General features: G+C 49.1%; 12 protein-coding genes. 10 read left to right on the top strand and 2 right to left on the bottom strand.

The window, feature by feature from the left end; all coding sequences use genetic code 11:
* Positions 1-1000: 1000 nt before the first annotated feature.
* From QZQ08_RS05710 to QZQ08_RS05670, 9 genes are all read left to right on the top strand, one after another.
* Positions 1001-2272 carry an S-layer homology domain-containing protein gene (locus QZQ08_RS05710; RefSeq protein WP_296329210.1) on the top strand — a complete coding sequence of 424 codons (1272 nt, stop codon included), beginning with the start codon at positions 1001-1003 and terminating at the stop codon, positions 2270-2272.
* A gap of 366 nt (positions 2273-2638) precedes the next feature.
* Positions 2639-3586, top strand: coding sequence for an NAD-dependent epimerase/dehydratase family protein (locus tag QZQ08_RS05705; protein WP_296329207.1), 948 nt, complete (start codon positions 2639-2641; stop codon positions 3584-3586).
* Positions 3583-5064, top strand: a complete 1482-nt coding sequence (locus QZQ08_RS05700; RefSeq protein WP_296329203.1) for a glycosyltransferase family 39 protein — start codon at positions 3583-3585, stop codon at positions 5062-5064. Before QZQ08_RS05705 ends, QZQ08_RS05700 begins: the two co-directional genes overlap by 4 nt.
* A gap of 148 nt (positions 5065-5212) precedes the next feature.
* Positions 5213-6643, top strand: coding sequence for a cell wall metabolism sensor histidine kinase WalK (locus QZQ08_RS05695; RefSeq protein ID WP_296329200.1), 1431 nt, complete (start codon positions 5213-5215; stop codon positions 6641-6643).
* Positions 6640-7329 (top strand): response regulator transcription factor, encoded by a 690-nt coding sequence (locus QZQ08_RS05690; protein WP_296329197.1) that lies wholly within the window; start codon positions 6640-6642, stop codon positions 7327-7329. The genes QZQ08_RS05695 and QZQ08_RS05690 overlap by 4 nt, the downstream gene beginning before the upstream one ends.
* A gap of 283 nt (positions 7330-7612) precedes the next feature.
* Positions 7613-8560, top strand: a complete 948-nt coding sequence (locus tag QZQ08_RS05685; protein ID WP_296329195.1) for a LysR family transcriptional regulator — start codon at positions 7613-7615, stop codon at positions 8558-8560.
* A 128-nt stretch (positions 8561-8688) separates the two neighbouring features.
* Positions 8689-9657 carry a stalk domain-containing protein gene (locus QZQ08_RS05680; RefSeq protein ID WP_296329193.1) on the top strand — a complete coding sequence of 323 codons (969 nt, stop codon included), beginning with the start codon at positions 8689-8691 and terminating at the stop codon, positions 9655-9657.
* 216 nt (positions 9658-9873) lie between these two features.
* Entirely contained in the window at positions 9874-10617 is a 744-nt protein-coding gene (locus QZQ08_RS05675; RefSeq protein ID WP_296329190.1) for a hypothetical protein, read from the top strand.
* Between the two features lie 156 nt (positions 10618-10773).
* A complete protein-coding gene (locus tag QZQ08_RS05670) occupies positions 10774-11544 on the top strand; it encodes a carboxymuconolactone decarboxylase family protein (protein WP_296329187.1) in 771 nt (256 codons plus the stop codon).
* 208 nt (positions 11545-11752) lie between these two features.
* Here the strand turns inward: QZQ08_RS05670 and QZQ08_RS05665 are convergent, their stop codons facing one another.
* Together QZQ08_RS05665 and QZQ08_RS05660 are read right to left on the bottom strand one after the other, a co-directional pair.
* Positions 11753-12979, bottom strand: a complete 1227-nt coding sequence (locus QZQ08_RS05665) for an 8-amino-7-oxononanoate synthase (protein ID WP_296329184.1) — start codon at positions 12977-12979, stop codon at positions 11753-11755.
* A 146-nt stretch (positions 12980-13125) separates the two neighbouring features.
* The gene (locus QZQ08_RS05660; RefSeq protein WP_296329181.1) at positions 13126-14127 is read right to left on the bottom strand and encodes an asparaginase; all 1002 of its coding nucleotides are present in this window, start codon (positions 14125-14127) and stop codon (positions 13126-13128) included.
* Between the two features lie 462 nt (positions 14128-14589).
* Between QZQ08_RS05660 and QZQ08_RS05655 the strand changes: the two genes are divergently transcribed.
* Positions 14590-15060, top strand: coding sequence for a hypothetical protein (locus QZQ08_RS05655; protein ID WP_296329178.1), 471 nt, complete (start codon positions 14590-14592; stop codon positions 15058-15060).
* Positions 15061-15066 lie beyond the last annotated feature (6 nt).

Below are 15066 nucleotides of genomic sequence, written 5' to 3'. Positions count from 1 at the left end.
TTTGAGTGCATATGCCTATTTTTTTATTGAAAAAAGTAGGCGCTGAGAGGACACGCACCTGGACGGTCACTTTAGCGCCCCAAAATAAATTATAGAACCAAAGAAGTTCTTTTTTGACAGGACTCTTTAGGAAAACGCCAATCAGAAAACATGCGTAAAAATCGATTCTCAGCGGATTTTTTTTAAAACACGACTCAATCTATATAAAAGGCTATAAAAACGCTTAGAAACAATTTTTGAAGGAATACGAAGGATTCCCCTGAAATAAGACGGTCCGTATCTCCCTATTTTACTATCCACCAAAGCTCCTATTTATTTTCATGGCATGAGCCGAGTTTAACACCATGTCCATAAAAGTGAACGAAAAGTCGAGCGCCTAGTTGATCATGGAAATGGGGATGGACCGGGCTCAAAAAAGGAACCGGGCTCTTTTCGTTTGATCGTTAGAAAGAGCAGGCCATTAAATCAGGAGTCCTCTGGATGGGGCAGCCCGTTAAGGGGTTAATAAAGCGTTTTCCCAGCCCGTGATGCCGCCCGATTTACATAAATGCGGGTCTTAACATAGTGGCAGACAGCTTTGTAAGTAAAAGTGTATCAGTCAGTGCTGCCCATGGCTTTCCAGCTATCTTTTGAGATCGAGGAGGAATATTGATTGAGGGTATGGACCATCCAGCTACGAAATTCGCGCGGGGACGAAATCGGTTTTTTAGAGATAAGGCGCAGCGATTAGGTGCAGACGAGCAGCATCATCATGAGCTGCAGGAAGGATGGCAAAGCAATGGGGTCAGCATAGATATTTTTCCCAAGCTGACGCTTTAAAAAGCCTTACGCATAACAAAAAAGGGGACGCTGCCACAAGGAGAAAAAGGGCTTGTCAAAAAGGGACATATCCGGTATACTAATTATGTTAGCTATAACTAACCAAAAGAAAAAATAAGTAAGTAAAGGAAACCTAGGAAACTTTGCTTGCTCCTTTCTTTTGGTATAAAAGGAGGAAATAATGAAAAAACAATTTGTCACAGCCCTGGCCCTTGCCCTGGGAATCAGCGGCACAGCGCTTGCAGCCAATCCTTTTTCTGACGTTCCTGCTGGTCATTGGGCTTATGCTGCTGTTGCCAAGCTGGCTGCGGCAGGGATTGTCGATGGCTATCCTGACGGCACGTATAAAGGCGACCGTACCATGACCCGCTATGAAATGGCCCAGATTGTTGCAAAGGCGCTGGCTAAAGGAGCTATTGGCGCAGATGATAAGCTTGTTGGTGAATTTGCCGATGAGCTCGATAATCTTGGCGTTAGAGTAGCAAAACTCGAAAAGAACGCGGATCATGTTCGTGTGACTGGTGAAGTCCAGTTGAGCTATGCAAGCAACAAGGGCGGCATATTCAAGAACGATGATGGGAGCAATTCCGAATCGGACCTGAGGACCCGTCTCTGGTTCACCGGTGAAGTGAACGATAACTGGCACTATATAGCCATGCTTGAAAATCATCAGTATTTCCAAGGTAAGAATGAATCTGGCGACAGTGATACCGATTTCCAGCGAGCTTTCTTGGAAGGAAATATAGGGGTTGTCGGCATTAAAGCTGGCCGCTATGATGAATTCCTCGGCAATGGGAATATCTATGACAGCCAGGTCGACGCGGTTCGGGCAACCATTCCTTTTGGTCATGCCTATCTCACGGCAGCTTATGGAAAGATGGCCAGTGAAAGCGATTTTGGCTGGAACGATGATACCGATACTTCCGTTGCCGATACGTTCTACCAAGCTGAATTAGGTGGGACTTGGGGCAACCTCAATTTGGCAGCTTCCTACCTCAAGGCCAAGGAGGTTAAATTTGAAGATTTTGGCCTGAATGGTGACAATAAGATTTGGACGGTTGGCGCTGATTACACCGCTGGCAAACTGAATCTTTCTGGTATGTACCTGAAAGGCGATAAAGATGTCCTTCTTTCCGAATATCGTGACGGCGATGATGACGGTTACGTCGTAGGTCTGACCTATGGCGGAGCTGAGGAAGATAAACCGGGCAGCTGGGGCCTGATTGCAGCTTACTATGATCAGTCTGCTCCGACGGTTATCGCCCACACCATGGATGGTGCATGGGATGCCTTTGCAGGTTATGGATTCAAGGGCTATAAGGTGGGGGCCAATCTGACCCTTGCCAAGAACATGGTAGCTGAAGTTGACTACTATGATTTGAAGGGCAAAAAAGGTGAAACCTCCGAAAAACATGCCCGTACGCTCTGGAGCCAGCTTGTTGTTACTTTCTGATGATAAGCTCCTCCTTGGGAATTTTATCAAATATAGAGTCGTTCCCGGAGCGCAACGGGAACGATTCCTGAAAAGGGCAACCGTTTTCATTGCAAGAATTGTGTGCCTATGTCACGTCAACTTAATATCAATGTTATCTTAAGAAGTCTCCCTGGATGCTCCAGGGAGACTTTTCCATTGTTTCACGTGAAACAATGATTTTTTTGCCTGGGGAACTTCTTTCTGATGATCTTTCCTCAAGATCATCAAGGCGAACACCTTACAAGGATTTTGCAGGGGCTTACGGAAAGCTTATTCCTTTGTTTAGGCTTTGTTTAGATTCGGCTCTTATACTGATGAAAATCAAGGAATCAAAGGAGTGGTCCCATGAACGTGCTGGTCACTGGAGGAGCCGGATTCATCGGCAATCACACCGTAAGGTGTCTAATCGAAAAAGGATATGATGTAACCGTTGTCGACGATCTTTCGCGAGGTCATGCAGGATTGCTTCCTTTGGAAGCTCATTTCTATCCAATTGATATCCTGACGCCTCAGTTTCAGGAATTTATGGCAGCCAGACATTTTGACGCGGTCATCCATCTGGCCGCCCAAATTGAAGTCGCTTCTTCGGAACGAAATCCGCTCCAGGATGCATCCCTTAATATCGGTGGGACCCTTGCCGTCTTGGAAGGCGCCAAAAAGTCCCATGTCAGCCGTTTCGTCTTTGCCTCTTCTGCAGCCGTTTACGGCCATCCGTCAGAAGCACTCCTGCCGTTGGCAGAAGATGCGCCTTTATGTCCGCTGTCTCCTTATGGGTTGAGCAAGCTGACGGCAGAAAACTATATCCGTATGCTGGCACCTTCTTTTTCCATGGAATGGGTGATCCTTCGCTTTGCCAATGTATATGGAGAGCGGGAAGTCCGTAAGGATCCCGGCGGGGTTATCCAGATTTTTGCCAATCAGATTGCGCACCATCGTCCCATCACCTTTTTGGGAACAACTGTTCCTACTAGAGACTGGATCTATGTCCGTGATGTGGCCGAAGCCCTTGTAAAGAGCCTTGTAACAACACGCCGTGATGCTGTCTATAATGTCAGTACGGGAAAAGAAGTTTCCTTGAAAACGGTATTGACGATGCTCGAAAAGGCAGCAGGGTACAGTGTTCCTCATGAACAAGGCCCTAAGCGTCGCGGAGACATCCATCGTTCTGTGCTGAGCTGTGCAAAGGCAAGGACCTTATTGGCTTGGACGCCAAAGATGACCTTGGAAGAAGGGCTCTTTCGAACCCTGCGATTTGCTCAGGACCAGGCCCGTCAGGAGGAAGCTCAGTCATGAAAAAAGAACGCTCTTATCCTTGGATCCTTTTGGTCTTGGGGGCCGTTCTTATGTTTGCTGGGAATCAGGCCCTTCTTGTGACCGATCCGGTTGAATCAAATTATGCTGAAACCGCGCTTGAAATGTTCCGAAGCGGAGATTGGTTTTCCCCAAGGATCTATGGTCATTATTGGTATGACAAGCCCATTTTCTACTATTGGGAATTGCTCCTTTCTTTTAGGCTCTTTGGCGTGACTTCCTTTGCTGCTCGCTTTGGCTCCGCTTTATTTGGCCTTCTAGGAATCGAGCTGTCCTATTTTTTTGTGAAGCGGTTGTATTCAGCCAAAAGGGCTTTGATGGCTTCCTTGCTCCTTTTGACTTGTACCGAATATTTTTATATTGGAAAAGCTATCATTACGGATATGACGCTGTTTGTCTTTATAGAAATGACCTTGATGGCATTTTATCTAGGCTATACGCAAAAAAAATCCCGTTGGTACTATGCGGCCTATACGGCAGCAGCCATCGGGACCTTGGTCAAAGGGCCGATAGGGCTGGGGCTTCCTGGTCTTATCATCTTATTTTTCCTCTGGTGGCGGCGGGACATAAAAGCCTTGACGCACATGAAATTGGTCTCCGGAGGACTGCTCTACCTGATTTTGACCGGTCTTTGGTATGGACCAATGACGGTCCTGCATGGTCATGACTTTCTTTTGAATTTTTTTGGCGTCCATAATTTTTTGCGGGCTACCGTTTCGGAACATCCACGCCAAAATGTTTGGTACTACTATCTCCTTATCTTTATTTTGGGCTGGGCCCCTTGGTCCTTTACCTTGCCTCTTTTAGGCTCAAGAAGAGAATGGGCTCTTAAGATTCGGAGCTTCTGCAGGCATGTGGCCTGCCAGAAAAAACTTCCCGAAGTGGATGTTCGGACGGCCTTTTTTGCCTCATGGGCTTTTGTGACAGTCTTTATCTTTGAACTTGTCCAGACAAAATATATGACCTATACTTTTCCTTATATGCTGCCGCTTGCCGTCTTCTTTTCCTCCTTTTTGGCTCCACATGAACGTCTTGTAAAAGGGTTGGCAGGAGGCGCTTTGACCGTGTATCTGATCCTCACTTATACGGTAGCCGTTCCGCAATGCCGGAAAGCCTCTGCTTATGATGCGGCCCAGGCAGTCAAGGCCCTGGCCGGAAATGACACGACAGTCGTTGCCTATGGAGGCCGTTATCCGGTTTCCCTTACCTATTATTCGGGTCATATGGCAAAAAGGCTCAAATGGAAGAATGAAATTCCAGAGCTGCTTCCGGGCTCATTGGACTGGAATGCAAAGAACATGATGCCCTTTGCTTCCATAGAATCCCTTTCAGAAGATAAGGAAATCATCGCTGTTGTACGGAGTGGGGACATGCAGGATTTTGAGACGGATATTGACGGGACCTGGGAATGCGTCCATGATGATGGGATGTGGATGGTCATGAGAAAAGCTGCACCATAACCCCTATAAAGGGGATTCCTCTTAGCAGGAATCCCTTCTTTTTGTAGTATAATAAAAAAGTGGATTCCAGCGTGTTTGTGTAGGAGGACGCATGATACATATACGAGATTTTTCCATAAAAAAGCGGCTGCTGTTATCTAATTTTTTCATGATCATCATTCCCGTGATCTTTATGGCCCTTTTAAGCGCCCTTGTCTTCTTGAGCCTTCAGTTTGGCAATTTGAATCGGTCAACAATCCTTTCCTTTCTTTGGCCGGAAAGTGGGCCTACACTTTCAACCCAATTTGAATTGACCCGGTTTCGTGTCCGGGCCGATCAGTTCAAGAAAAAGAGCAAGGACCTTGTGGACTCTGCCCATCATCTGGAGGCTTTGGGGTGTCGGGTGGTCATCATTGGAAAGCAGGGGGCCATCATCTATCAAACAGAAGATACACAGGGTATGGAAACCCTTTCCCAAGCGCTTTCAGAAGCTCCCAGCGGAAGAGGCTCCATCTCCTGGGGTGAAAAGGGGCTGGCGTTCCATTATTTTTCTGATGAGAGTGGGCTGCGTCTTGCCGTAATTGGAGAAGGCCCTTTGGTCGTGGATGGGGAACTGATCGATATCAGTTCCAAGGCTCTATTAAAAAAGAGCTTTTATGTGGTCTGCGGCTTGGTCACCTTGCTGATCATCATCATTGGCTGGAAGCTGTCCCGTTATCTTGGCAAGCAGATCATTGAACCGCTGCAGGTCCTGCAGGTAACGGCTAGTCATATTGCCCAGGGGGATCTTGATACGCCGGTTCCTGTAGATAGTGAAGACGAAATCGGGATGACCATGATGGCCTTTGAATTGACGCGGCGCCAGCTCAAGATGGCACGGGAAACCCGGGATCGATATGAACGGAACCGCAAGGAAATGATTGCAGGAATCTCCCACGACCTTTCAACGCCCCTGACCAAGATCGAAGGGTATGCCTGCGGCCTGCGGGACGGGATTGCAGATACACCGGAGAAAAAAGACCATTATTTTCGGATGATCATCGATACGGCAAGGCATATGGGAAATTTGGTCCAAAGCCTGTTCCTTTTTTCCAAGCTGGACCTGGGGCAGATGGAATACCATATGGAGAAGGTTCCCCTTAAGGCATATTTGGAGGACTATGTTGAGGAACAGTCGGAACACTTCAAAAGCCAAGGGCTTTTGCTCAAGGTAGAGGCTCCTCAAGAGGAATGCGAGGTCCTTCTTGACCGGATCCAGTTTTCCCGTATTGTAACGAACCTTCTTTCCAACAGCATCAAATATAAGACGGCTGCTTTGGGGCATATGGTCATGAAATTGTCGGTTCCAAGGAAACAGTGGGTCCAGCTGGTTTTTAGCGATGATGGGCCAGGGGTTGCACCCGATGACCTAAGCCATCTGTTTGAAAGTTTCTACCGGACCGATAAAGCAAGGACCAATCCGGCCAAGGGCAGTGGACTTGGGCTTGCCGTCGTACGGGAGCTGGTCAAGGGAATGAAGGGTATCATTTGGGCTGAAAATGCAACACCCCATGGATTGAAGATTGTCATGGAGTTTCCATTAGCAAAGGAGGACGCATGAAAAAGGTACTGATTATCGAGGACGATAAAGGGATTGCTGAACTGGAGAGGGACTATTTGGAAGCTAATGGATTTGAAGTCCAGATGGAATTTACAGGTCTTTCGGGAAAGAAGGCAGCCCTGAGTTCTCCTGTTGATTTGATCCTTTTGGATATTATGCTTCCCGGGGAAGATGGCTTTCAGGTCTGCCGCGAAATCCGAGCAGAAAAGGATATCCCAATCCTGATGGTCTCCGCAAGACAGGAAGATATCGACAAGATCAGGGGCTTGGGACTGGGTGCCGACGACTATATTGTCAAACCCTTCAGTCCAACTGAATTGGTGGCCCGGGTCAAAAGCCATATTTCCCGTTATGAACAGCTGACTAATCGGGAGTATAGGACGCCTCAAGTGCTTCGCTGCGGAAACCTGGTCATTGACTTATCTTCCCATCAGGTCTTTTTGCAGGACAAAGAAATCCTTCTTCCCAACAAGGAATTTGAACTGCTTGCATTTCTTGCCAAGAATCCAGGCATCGTATTCAGCAAGGATACGCTCTTTGAGCGGGTATGGGGAGAAGACTCCTTGGGCGATACCTCTACCGTATCCGTTCATATCAATCGGATCCGGGAAAAGATTGAGGAGGATTCATCCAAACCGTACTACATTGAAACTGTTTGGGGCGCCGGCTACCGTTTTCGCCGGTAATGACAAAGCCCCCCTGCGCACGCCGCTGCGCAGGGGGGCTTTGTCATTAGAAAAGGAAAATGTTGAAAGGGGGTTCACTCATGCAGTGCACAAGAGAGAAGATAATCGTGGAGGCACTTCCACTCTCGTGATCTCCATACATGGCATCAAAGGAAGTCGCGGTTCCTTTGATGGTCATACTCTACCATGGGAGAGGACGTTCTACAATAGATTGAAAGGAAATATATATAGCATCACAATCATTTATTTGTGATACAATAAAGCCATCTTGGAGGTGATGTGAGTGGATACGGACTCGGAAATGTTTCTCCTGGCTGCTGAGGAACTGAACTTTACCCGTGCCGCCAAACGGGCCTATGTGACCCAGCAGTGCTTGAGTGCCCATATCAAGAAACTGGAAGGCCGAATGGGGGGGCCCCTTTTTGAACGGGTCCCTTACATGGCGCTGACCCCTGCCGGTAAGGTTCTTTATCGGTCCCTGCGCCGCATTGAATTAATCGAGCGATCCTGCAGGAAAAATATCGAGGCCATTTGGGAAGGTACGCAGGGAGAAGTGACCCTCGGCATGAATGCCGGGCGTGTCCAGTTCTTTTTGCCGCGCTTGTATGAAGCCTATCATCGAAAATTTCCCTATGTGACGCTGAAAGTGGTCATTGATGATGTGAAAAATCAAGCCCGCCGCCTCCTTGATGGGAAGATTGACTTTTTGGTAGGCGTCAACTGTCCCGTGAATAGGGAGCTTGTCTTCACCCCATTAAAGGAAGAGAAGGTTTTTTTCCTTGCAACGGATTCCTACCTCAAGGCCCATGCCAAAAGTCCAGGCGCTTATCCTAAGACCCTGCGGACAGGCATCATCGACACGAAGGAATATGATACGCTTCCTCTCGTACAGAATGCGGAAGCAAGTACCCTTGCCACCGTTGTGGAGCGCTATGAAAAAAAGCAGAATCTTGTTCAGGATACGCTTGTGAGGGTCAGCGATTCCAATGCGCAGATCCGGCTTTGCGGGACGGGGCTTGTAGGGATGTACTTGGCGGAAAGTCTTGTCGAAATGGCCCGTTTCCACGGGTCGGAAACAGCGGCGGGAAATCCCCTGCGTATTCTTGCCATCAAGGAGCTGACAGAAACCCTGCGCCTTGATCTTGTTACGCACCGTGAGGCAGACCAACCGCTTTATATCCGTCAGCTGGAAGCCATGATCAGGGATGTGTTTGCCTCTGATAGGGCCTGATTTTGAAAGGAAAGATACCTGGGACGAGCTGCTGAGCGGCAGACGAAGGAAGCGGTTTATCCCTGCCGTGTCTGTTCTTGTGGTACAATGAAAAGAGAACATCGTTACAATAGAAAGAAGGAATCGCTATGAATCAAAAACTGACAGCCCTTGTTCTTTGCGGCATTCTTGCCGCTCCTTCCCTTGGTTTTGCCGCGGCCGCTTCCTCAAGCGCGCCCAAAGATGCGGCTCCGGCAGCTGCAGTCAAGACCAGTCCGAAGGAGGAAGTCGGCATCTTCCAGAAAGACCATGTCCTCATTGTAAACGGCAAGACCCTTGATGCCGCCTCATTGCCAACGCCTGTTCTTGTGCGTCAAAAGGAAACCATGGTTCCGCTGCGTCTTGTGGCAGAAGCTTTGGGTTATACTGTTTCCTGGAATCCGGAAACGGCATCTTCCAAACTGGACATGAGCATTGCGTCCATGGAATTTCGTCCCGGTGAAACCCTCTACCAAAGAAAAGGCAAGCTTAAGGTCATCAACCTTGATGCTGCGTATAAATTTACGAATGCGCCTCAGGTGGTTGAGGGCGTGACATACGTTCCGGTCTCCCTTTTCGGTGTCTTTTTCAATGATGTAAAAATTGAAGGCAAAACGATTTCCATTACCGTTCAACAATCTCAGCTTCAGGATGCAGCCCGTCTGTTAACGGAAGCTGCTGCTGAAAAAAGTAAAACACAAGCCCCTAATCCCATGGTGGAATACAGTTCTTTGACCGAAATGGAAAAGAAGGTGGGGCATACGATCAAGGTACCGGCTTCTTTGAAAAATAAGAAAGTGGCCGGCAGGTATCTTTTTTCAGATGGTCTTGCCCAGATTACCTATGCAGATGGATCCCTGTACAGGACCCAAAAGGGATCGGCCGGTGATATCAGTGGGGATTACACCAAGTATGCCGTTGATACCCATTGGATCGATGGTTCCTATAAAATCCGCGGCCGCGGTGATAAAGATGCCTACCGGACCCTTACTTGGGAAGATGGTACCTATACCTATTCCTATCATTCCCAGAGTCCACTGACCAAGGCGGCTGCCAATCGGATCGTTTGTGGAAAATAACGCCTTGTGACCCAAGGGGCTGTGAAGCTGTATGGACCTTCCATCGCTTCACAGTCCTTTTCATTTGTTTTTAAAATTTTTATGACATGTAATAAGATGTTCAAGTTTCTTTCATAGGGACTTCATGCGTTCCCTCTATGATAAGGGTCAACAACACGGATCCAATAAAACGGGCAGATCCCGTTACCTTGTCCGGCAAAAGAGAGGAATCTTATCATGGATGAGAAAAAAATCGAAAAATGGGAATGTGTATCAAAGAAAATGACTGCCCTTTGCAAAAAAGGGTTTTCACCCCGCAACCTTAAGAAAGGGGCGGCCGTGGTTGTTCTTGTTGCTGTTGCTGCAGGAGCAGGAAAGGTGACCTTGAAAAAGATGCGTTTTGACCGTCGGCAGGCGGAAGCCGCTGCCAAAGTGGAACTTGCCCAAAAGCTTGCGGCGGAGCGAAATGAACCCCTTCTTTCAAGTGATGAAGTGCTTGGTAAGATTGCAAGCCTGCTCGGAACCGATGAAGGGAGCGTTACACTGAAAGGCCTGCGCCTAGCAGAGGCAAAACCCGATCGGAAGGAGCACAAAGGTCATAAAGATAAAGAAAAAAGGGACTATGACCGCAAGCTGTTCAAAAAAGATCATCATGACGATCATGACGGCCGTGACCGGGTAAGAAGAGGCGAGGACCAAAAGACCCCTCAGGAAGGGCCCAACAAGGCATCTGATCAGGCACCTGCTTCTTCGGGCAGCAATCCTGCTGATCTTACTGCACCATCTGCACAAAATAAAGCGCTGCCTCTTCAAGGCATGCAGCCAATGGCAGGACCGATGGGGTCACATCGTCCTGTATTCTACGAAGCCTGGGTGGATCAGGGAAATATGAGCTATGAGTTCCTTATTAATGCGCAGACCGGGGAAATCCTCCACAGCAAGGTTCATCAAAAGGGCATTGTGGAAAAACTTTTTTCCTGATGCCTCAAGGGTCATGAAGGTCATCTCCTTGCCTATGCTTTTGGAGCATGGGCAAGGATGAAAAAGAAGTATTGGAAATGGACATTCAATCTCTTTATACTCAAAGTAGCAATACCTGTGCAAAGGACTGCGCAATCAGTAAGGAGTTGAATCCATATGGAGAAAAAGATTGTCCAGACTGCTGGACGGACCCAATTAGGGGATTTTGCCCCGCTTTTTGCCGAGGCCAACGATGATTTTCTTTTTGGCAAGGTGTGGAACGACCCCAGTGTGGATGTCAAGACGCGCTGCATCATTACGGTGACGAGCCTTGTGTCCATGGGGATAACGGATGGCGCCTTGTCTTACCATCTCCAAAATGCCAAGGATCATGGTGTCAGCAAAGCGGAAATCGCCGGCATCCTGACCCAGGTTGGCTTTTATGCGGGCTGGCCCAAAGCCTGGGCGGCTTTTGGCCTTGCTGGGGCCGTATGGAAAGAAGCGGCGCCCGCCCTTACGGAAAAGGAACGGTTTGCCCAGGAACTTATGTTCCCAATCGGCGGGCCTAATGATGCCTATGCCAAGTATTTCAAGGGTCAAAGCTATTTGGCTCCCGTTTCGACGGAGCAGGTTTCCATTTACAATGTGACCTTTGAACCCAAATGCCGGAACAATTGGCATATCCATCACGCCGATAAGGGGGGCGGACAGCTTCTCATCTGTGTTGGCGGAAAAGGCATCTATCAGGCCTGGGGGGAAAAACCCATCCTCATGATGCCAGGCTCAGTGGTCCACATCCCTGCCGGTGTCAAGCACTGGCATGGTGCCGTGGCAGATGCCTGGTTCAGTCATCTGGCCATGGATCCTGAAGGCGTCAATACCTCCAATGAGTGGCTTGAGGAAGTGTCGGATGCACAATATGAGGAAACGTTGGCTGCTTTAACGTAAATCGAGGCAGCCCGGAATCAGACGATGGGGAACTTGCTGAACGGGGTTCATGAAGAAAGAAGGTCCTCATCATGAAAAAACTCATCCTCTTCCTACTGGGATGGGGCAAAGCCGGCGACATATGGCTGCAATAATGAGAATATCCCGTAGGTACTTTTTGCTTATGAATAAGGCTCCGCTAAAAAGATGCTTTTTAGCGGAGCCTTATTTATGGGATTTGCTGCCAAGCTTCCTTGAGAAGGGAAAGAACCTGCAGAAGCTGCGGCTTTGTGTGGGCTGCTGAAAGCGTGAGACGCAGCCTGGCGGTACCCATGGGAACGGAAGGCGGCCGGATGGCGGACAGCAGGATGCCTCTTTCCTTGAGGAAAGCGTCAATGGCGGACGCTCTTTCTGCAGAGCCGACCATGATGGGAATCAAGGGCGTTATTCCTGGAAGAACGGGGAGCTTCAAGGCGTGGAGACCCTCTCGAATGAACCTTGTATGTTCGCGCAGTGTTTTCATGAGGGTAGGCCCTTCTTCCTGAAGGACTTGGAGTGCGGCATAAGCGGCTGCTGTATCATGGGGACTGATGAAGGTGCTGAAAACAAAGGGCCTGGCGCGACAAGTAAGATAGGCAATGATTTCCTTGGAAGAAGCGACATAGCCTCCTTCAGAGGCGAGGCTTTTGCTGAGGGTACCTGTTTGGATATCGATGGCGCCATGAATCCCAAAATAGGCTCCCGTTCCTCTTCCGTCAGGTCCAATGATGCCTTCTGCATGGGCGTCATCCACCATCAGGAGTGTTCCATACTGGTTTTTGAGCGCCGCCAGTTCCGGCAGCCTGCAAAGGTCACCATCCATGCTGAAAACGCCGTCTGTAACAATGAGCTTGACGGCTGTTTGGTTGCTGGCATGGGCAGCTAACTTTTGTTCCAGGTCTGTCATATCACTGTGGCGATAGACGATGACTTCAGCGCCGCTGATCCGGCAGCCGTCGATGATGCTGGCATGGTTCAGCTCATCACTGAAAACAAGGTCACCTTTTTTGAGAAGTGTGTAGAGTGCACCTAAGTTAGCCATGTAGCCGGTGTTGAAAAGAAGCGCCGCCTCACAGCCTTTGAAGCGGGCAAGGGCATCTTCAAGGTCGCTTCCTCTGGTGATTCCTCCTGAAATGAGCCGAGATCCCGTGGCGGAAGTTCCCCCTTTAACAAGGGCGTCAGCCGCGGCCTGCAGCACTTTTGGATGGTGGGTCAGGCCAAGATAATTGTTGCTTGAAAAGACGGTGTAGATCTGGCCGCTGCGGCTTTTTGCTGTAACGGGACCGATCATGTCAAGGTCTGTGATGGTCCGCGCAAGGCCGGCTGCATGCAGGGTGCGGAGCCTTTTTTCGATGCGGTGCCGAAGGCGTGCTCCAGAGGAGCTGGTGAAAGAAGCGGGAGAACATATGGATTGCAACGGGAAACCCTCCTTAAGATCGATATGATAGGAGAAGTATAGACCGGATCAAAAGATATGTACACCGTTAAAATAAATAAGGTTAACATAAATAAAAAAAGACAGGGGAAAGACTGGCTTTCCCCTGTGGCTACGAACCCCTACCGTCAGTTTTCCTGTAAGGCCGGATTGGCAAGGCTCCACATAAGTTTGGTAACGGCTGCTTCCAAGGTCATGGGACCGCCGGATTCAACCCCTGCTTGAGCGGCAAGGATTCCCATGGGATAAAGGGACAGGTCAACCCCATCAAAAAGACACTGGGAGACACAGACCATCCGCACTCCGGCTTTGATGGCCCGGCGGATGGCGGGCAGGAGATTATCCCGCCCTGTATTGACGCCGCCTGCGCCATAGCATTCAAGGACGATGCCCTTGTAGCCGCGCTGGACCGCGTAGTCGATGATGTCAGGTTTGAGTCCAGGCGTGACTGTAAGTGCCATGACTTTTTCTTCCATCTTGCTTTCAACACGGAATCCTCCCACATTCCGTCGGTCGGGGAGGTTCTTTTTGATGCCGTTTTTATCAAAAAAGAGAACCGGTGCTTCATTGACGCTTTCAAAGGCATTGAAATTGCGGGTAAAGATCTTTTTGCAGCAGTCGCCTTTGATGACCTTATTGCCAAAGGCGACAAAAACGCCGGGAAGGCCGCTTGACGCTATGGTAAAGGCCAGTTCCAAGTTGCTGCGGGCATCGGAGTTGGATAGTGACAGCGGGACCTGTGAGCCGGTGAGGACGACAGGTTTTCCCAGGTTTACAAGCATGTAGGAGAGTGCAGATGCCGTGTAGGCCATGGTATCCGTTCCATGGGTAAGGACGAAGCCATCGTATTCGGTATAGTTATCCCCGATAAGGGTCGCCCAGCTGCTCCAGTCTGACGGAACCACATTGCTGGAATCGATCTTGGTCAGGTCTTTTACGGTAATCTCTCCGAGCGTCCGCAGTTCAGGGACGTCTGTAAGGATATCATTGCCGGAAAGGGTAGGCTCCAGGCCATCTTCCGTGGCGACGCAGGAAATGGTGCCGCCTGTCGTCAAAAAGAGGATTTTTTTCATCTCGATGTGGGGCAGGATACTCCGACTTTTTAGGTCGGGGAGGAATGCCCCATTCACCTCACTTTCTCAAATAAATAGATTTTCAGTAAATGATGATTACAGCAAACTCGATGACATCACATGAGAACGAGTAAGGCAGCAGCTTGGCAAAATTAAACGAATTCGATCACGCTCGGCAGTTTCGTACTTCTCAAACAGGAAATCCTGAACCGGCAGATGACAGGAAGATCCCGTCAAGAGTATATTTTTCTCGCTATGTTCATGCCCATTGGCTTTACGCCGTGGACCTGCCCTTCAATAAAGAGTGGCGGGAGCCATCGGTGAGGCAATCGAAGCTCCTTTATTAAGAGGAAGCAGTCCTATTATATCATAAGTAGATGTTCTATGGCTGATTTGGAAAAGGCCCCTTCCTTCTGTTCCTTTCTTCTGATAAAATTAATCTAGCGGGGAACTCTGGGGAATCAGGGTTCCTTCTTTCTTTTTTGGGGGATTGTTCTAACGGAAAATGAGGTGAGAACCATGAAAAAACAAAGACTGCGGATCAGGTGGCTTGAGGAGAGCCTTTTGGCCATTTTCCTGATTTTTTTCAGCAATGGGCAGGTAGGTGAGGCCAAAACCCTTGCAAAACGAGGGTCCCTGCCGCTTTACAGGGAAGATCTTATGCCCCTTACGGTGGAGCGTCCTTCTTTTTATGATGATCCGCCCCTTTGGACCATCCGGCTACGTAATCAGCCGCAGGGACTGCTGGAGCCTGAAGCTGGATTTTATCGTCCTATTTATGGCATCCTGCGCAGAAAAAAAACCGTCTTTCGCACGGTCCGGCCCCTCCTTCCGCCTCAAGGTGCCCACCTTCCTACGGCTGTGGGACCTGAGGAAAAGCAGCCCTTTTTGGTGCGTCAGCCTCGTCCTTACAGCAGTACGCCCCAGCGTCAAGCTGCCTCTTTTCCTTCAAGACCGGGGACTGTCCGGATTATTGTCCCTAAACCTTGAGTCTCA

The organism is uncultured Acidaminococcus sp. (genome assembly GCA_900538365.1).
GTDB lineage: Bacteria > Bacillota > Negativicutes > Acidaminococcales > Acidaminococcaceae > Acidaminococcus.
Note: the sequence above shows the minus strand (reverse complement) of the source record. Positions and strands in the feature narration are given on the sequence as shown.

What these genes read in the sequence shown, in the direction of transcription:
- QZQ08_RS05705 (WP_296329207.1), top strand. Translation starts at nt 2,639, where the DNA reads ATGAACGTGCTGGTCACTGGAGGAGCCGGATTCATCGGCAATCACACC.
- QZQ08_RS05695 (WP_296329200.1), top strand. Translation starts at nt 5,213, where the DNA reads ATGATCATCATTCCCGTGATCTTTATGGCCCTTTTAAGCGCCCTTGTC.
- QZQ08_RS05670 (WP_296329187.1), top strand. Translation starts at nt 10,774, where the DNA reads ATGGAGAAAAAGATTGTCCAGACTGCTGGACGGACCCAATTAGGGGAT.
- QZQ08_RS05700 (WP_296329203.1), top strand. Translation starts at nt 3,583, where the DNA reads ATGAAAAAAGAACGCTCTTATCCTTGGATCCTTTTGGTCTTGGGGGCC.
- QZQ08_RS05655 (WP_296329178.1), top strand. Translation starts at nt 14,590, where the DNA reads ATGAAAAAACAAAGACTGCGGATCAGGTGGCTTGAGGAGAGCCTTTTG.
- QZQ08_RS05675 (WP_296329190.1), top strand. Translation starts at nt 9,874, where the DNA reads ATGGATGAGAAAAAAATCGAAAAATGGGAATGTGTATCAAAGAAAATG.
- QZQ08_RS05710 (WP_296329210.1), top strand. Translation starts at nt 1,001, where the DNA reads ATGAAAAAACAATTTGTCACAGCCCTGGCCCTTGCCCTGGGAATCAGC.
- QZQ08_RS05690 (WP_296329197.1), top strand. Translation starts at nt 6,640, where the DNA reads ATGAAAAAGGTACTGATTATCGAGGACGATAAAGGGATTGCTGAACTG.
- QZQ08_RS05680 (WP_296329193.1), top strand. Translation starts at nt 8,689, where the DNA reads ATGAATCAAAAACTGACAGCCCTTGTTCTTTGCGGCATTCTTGCCGCT.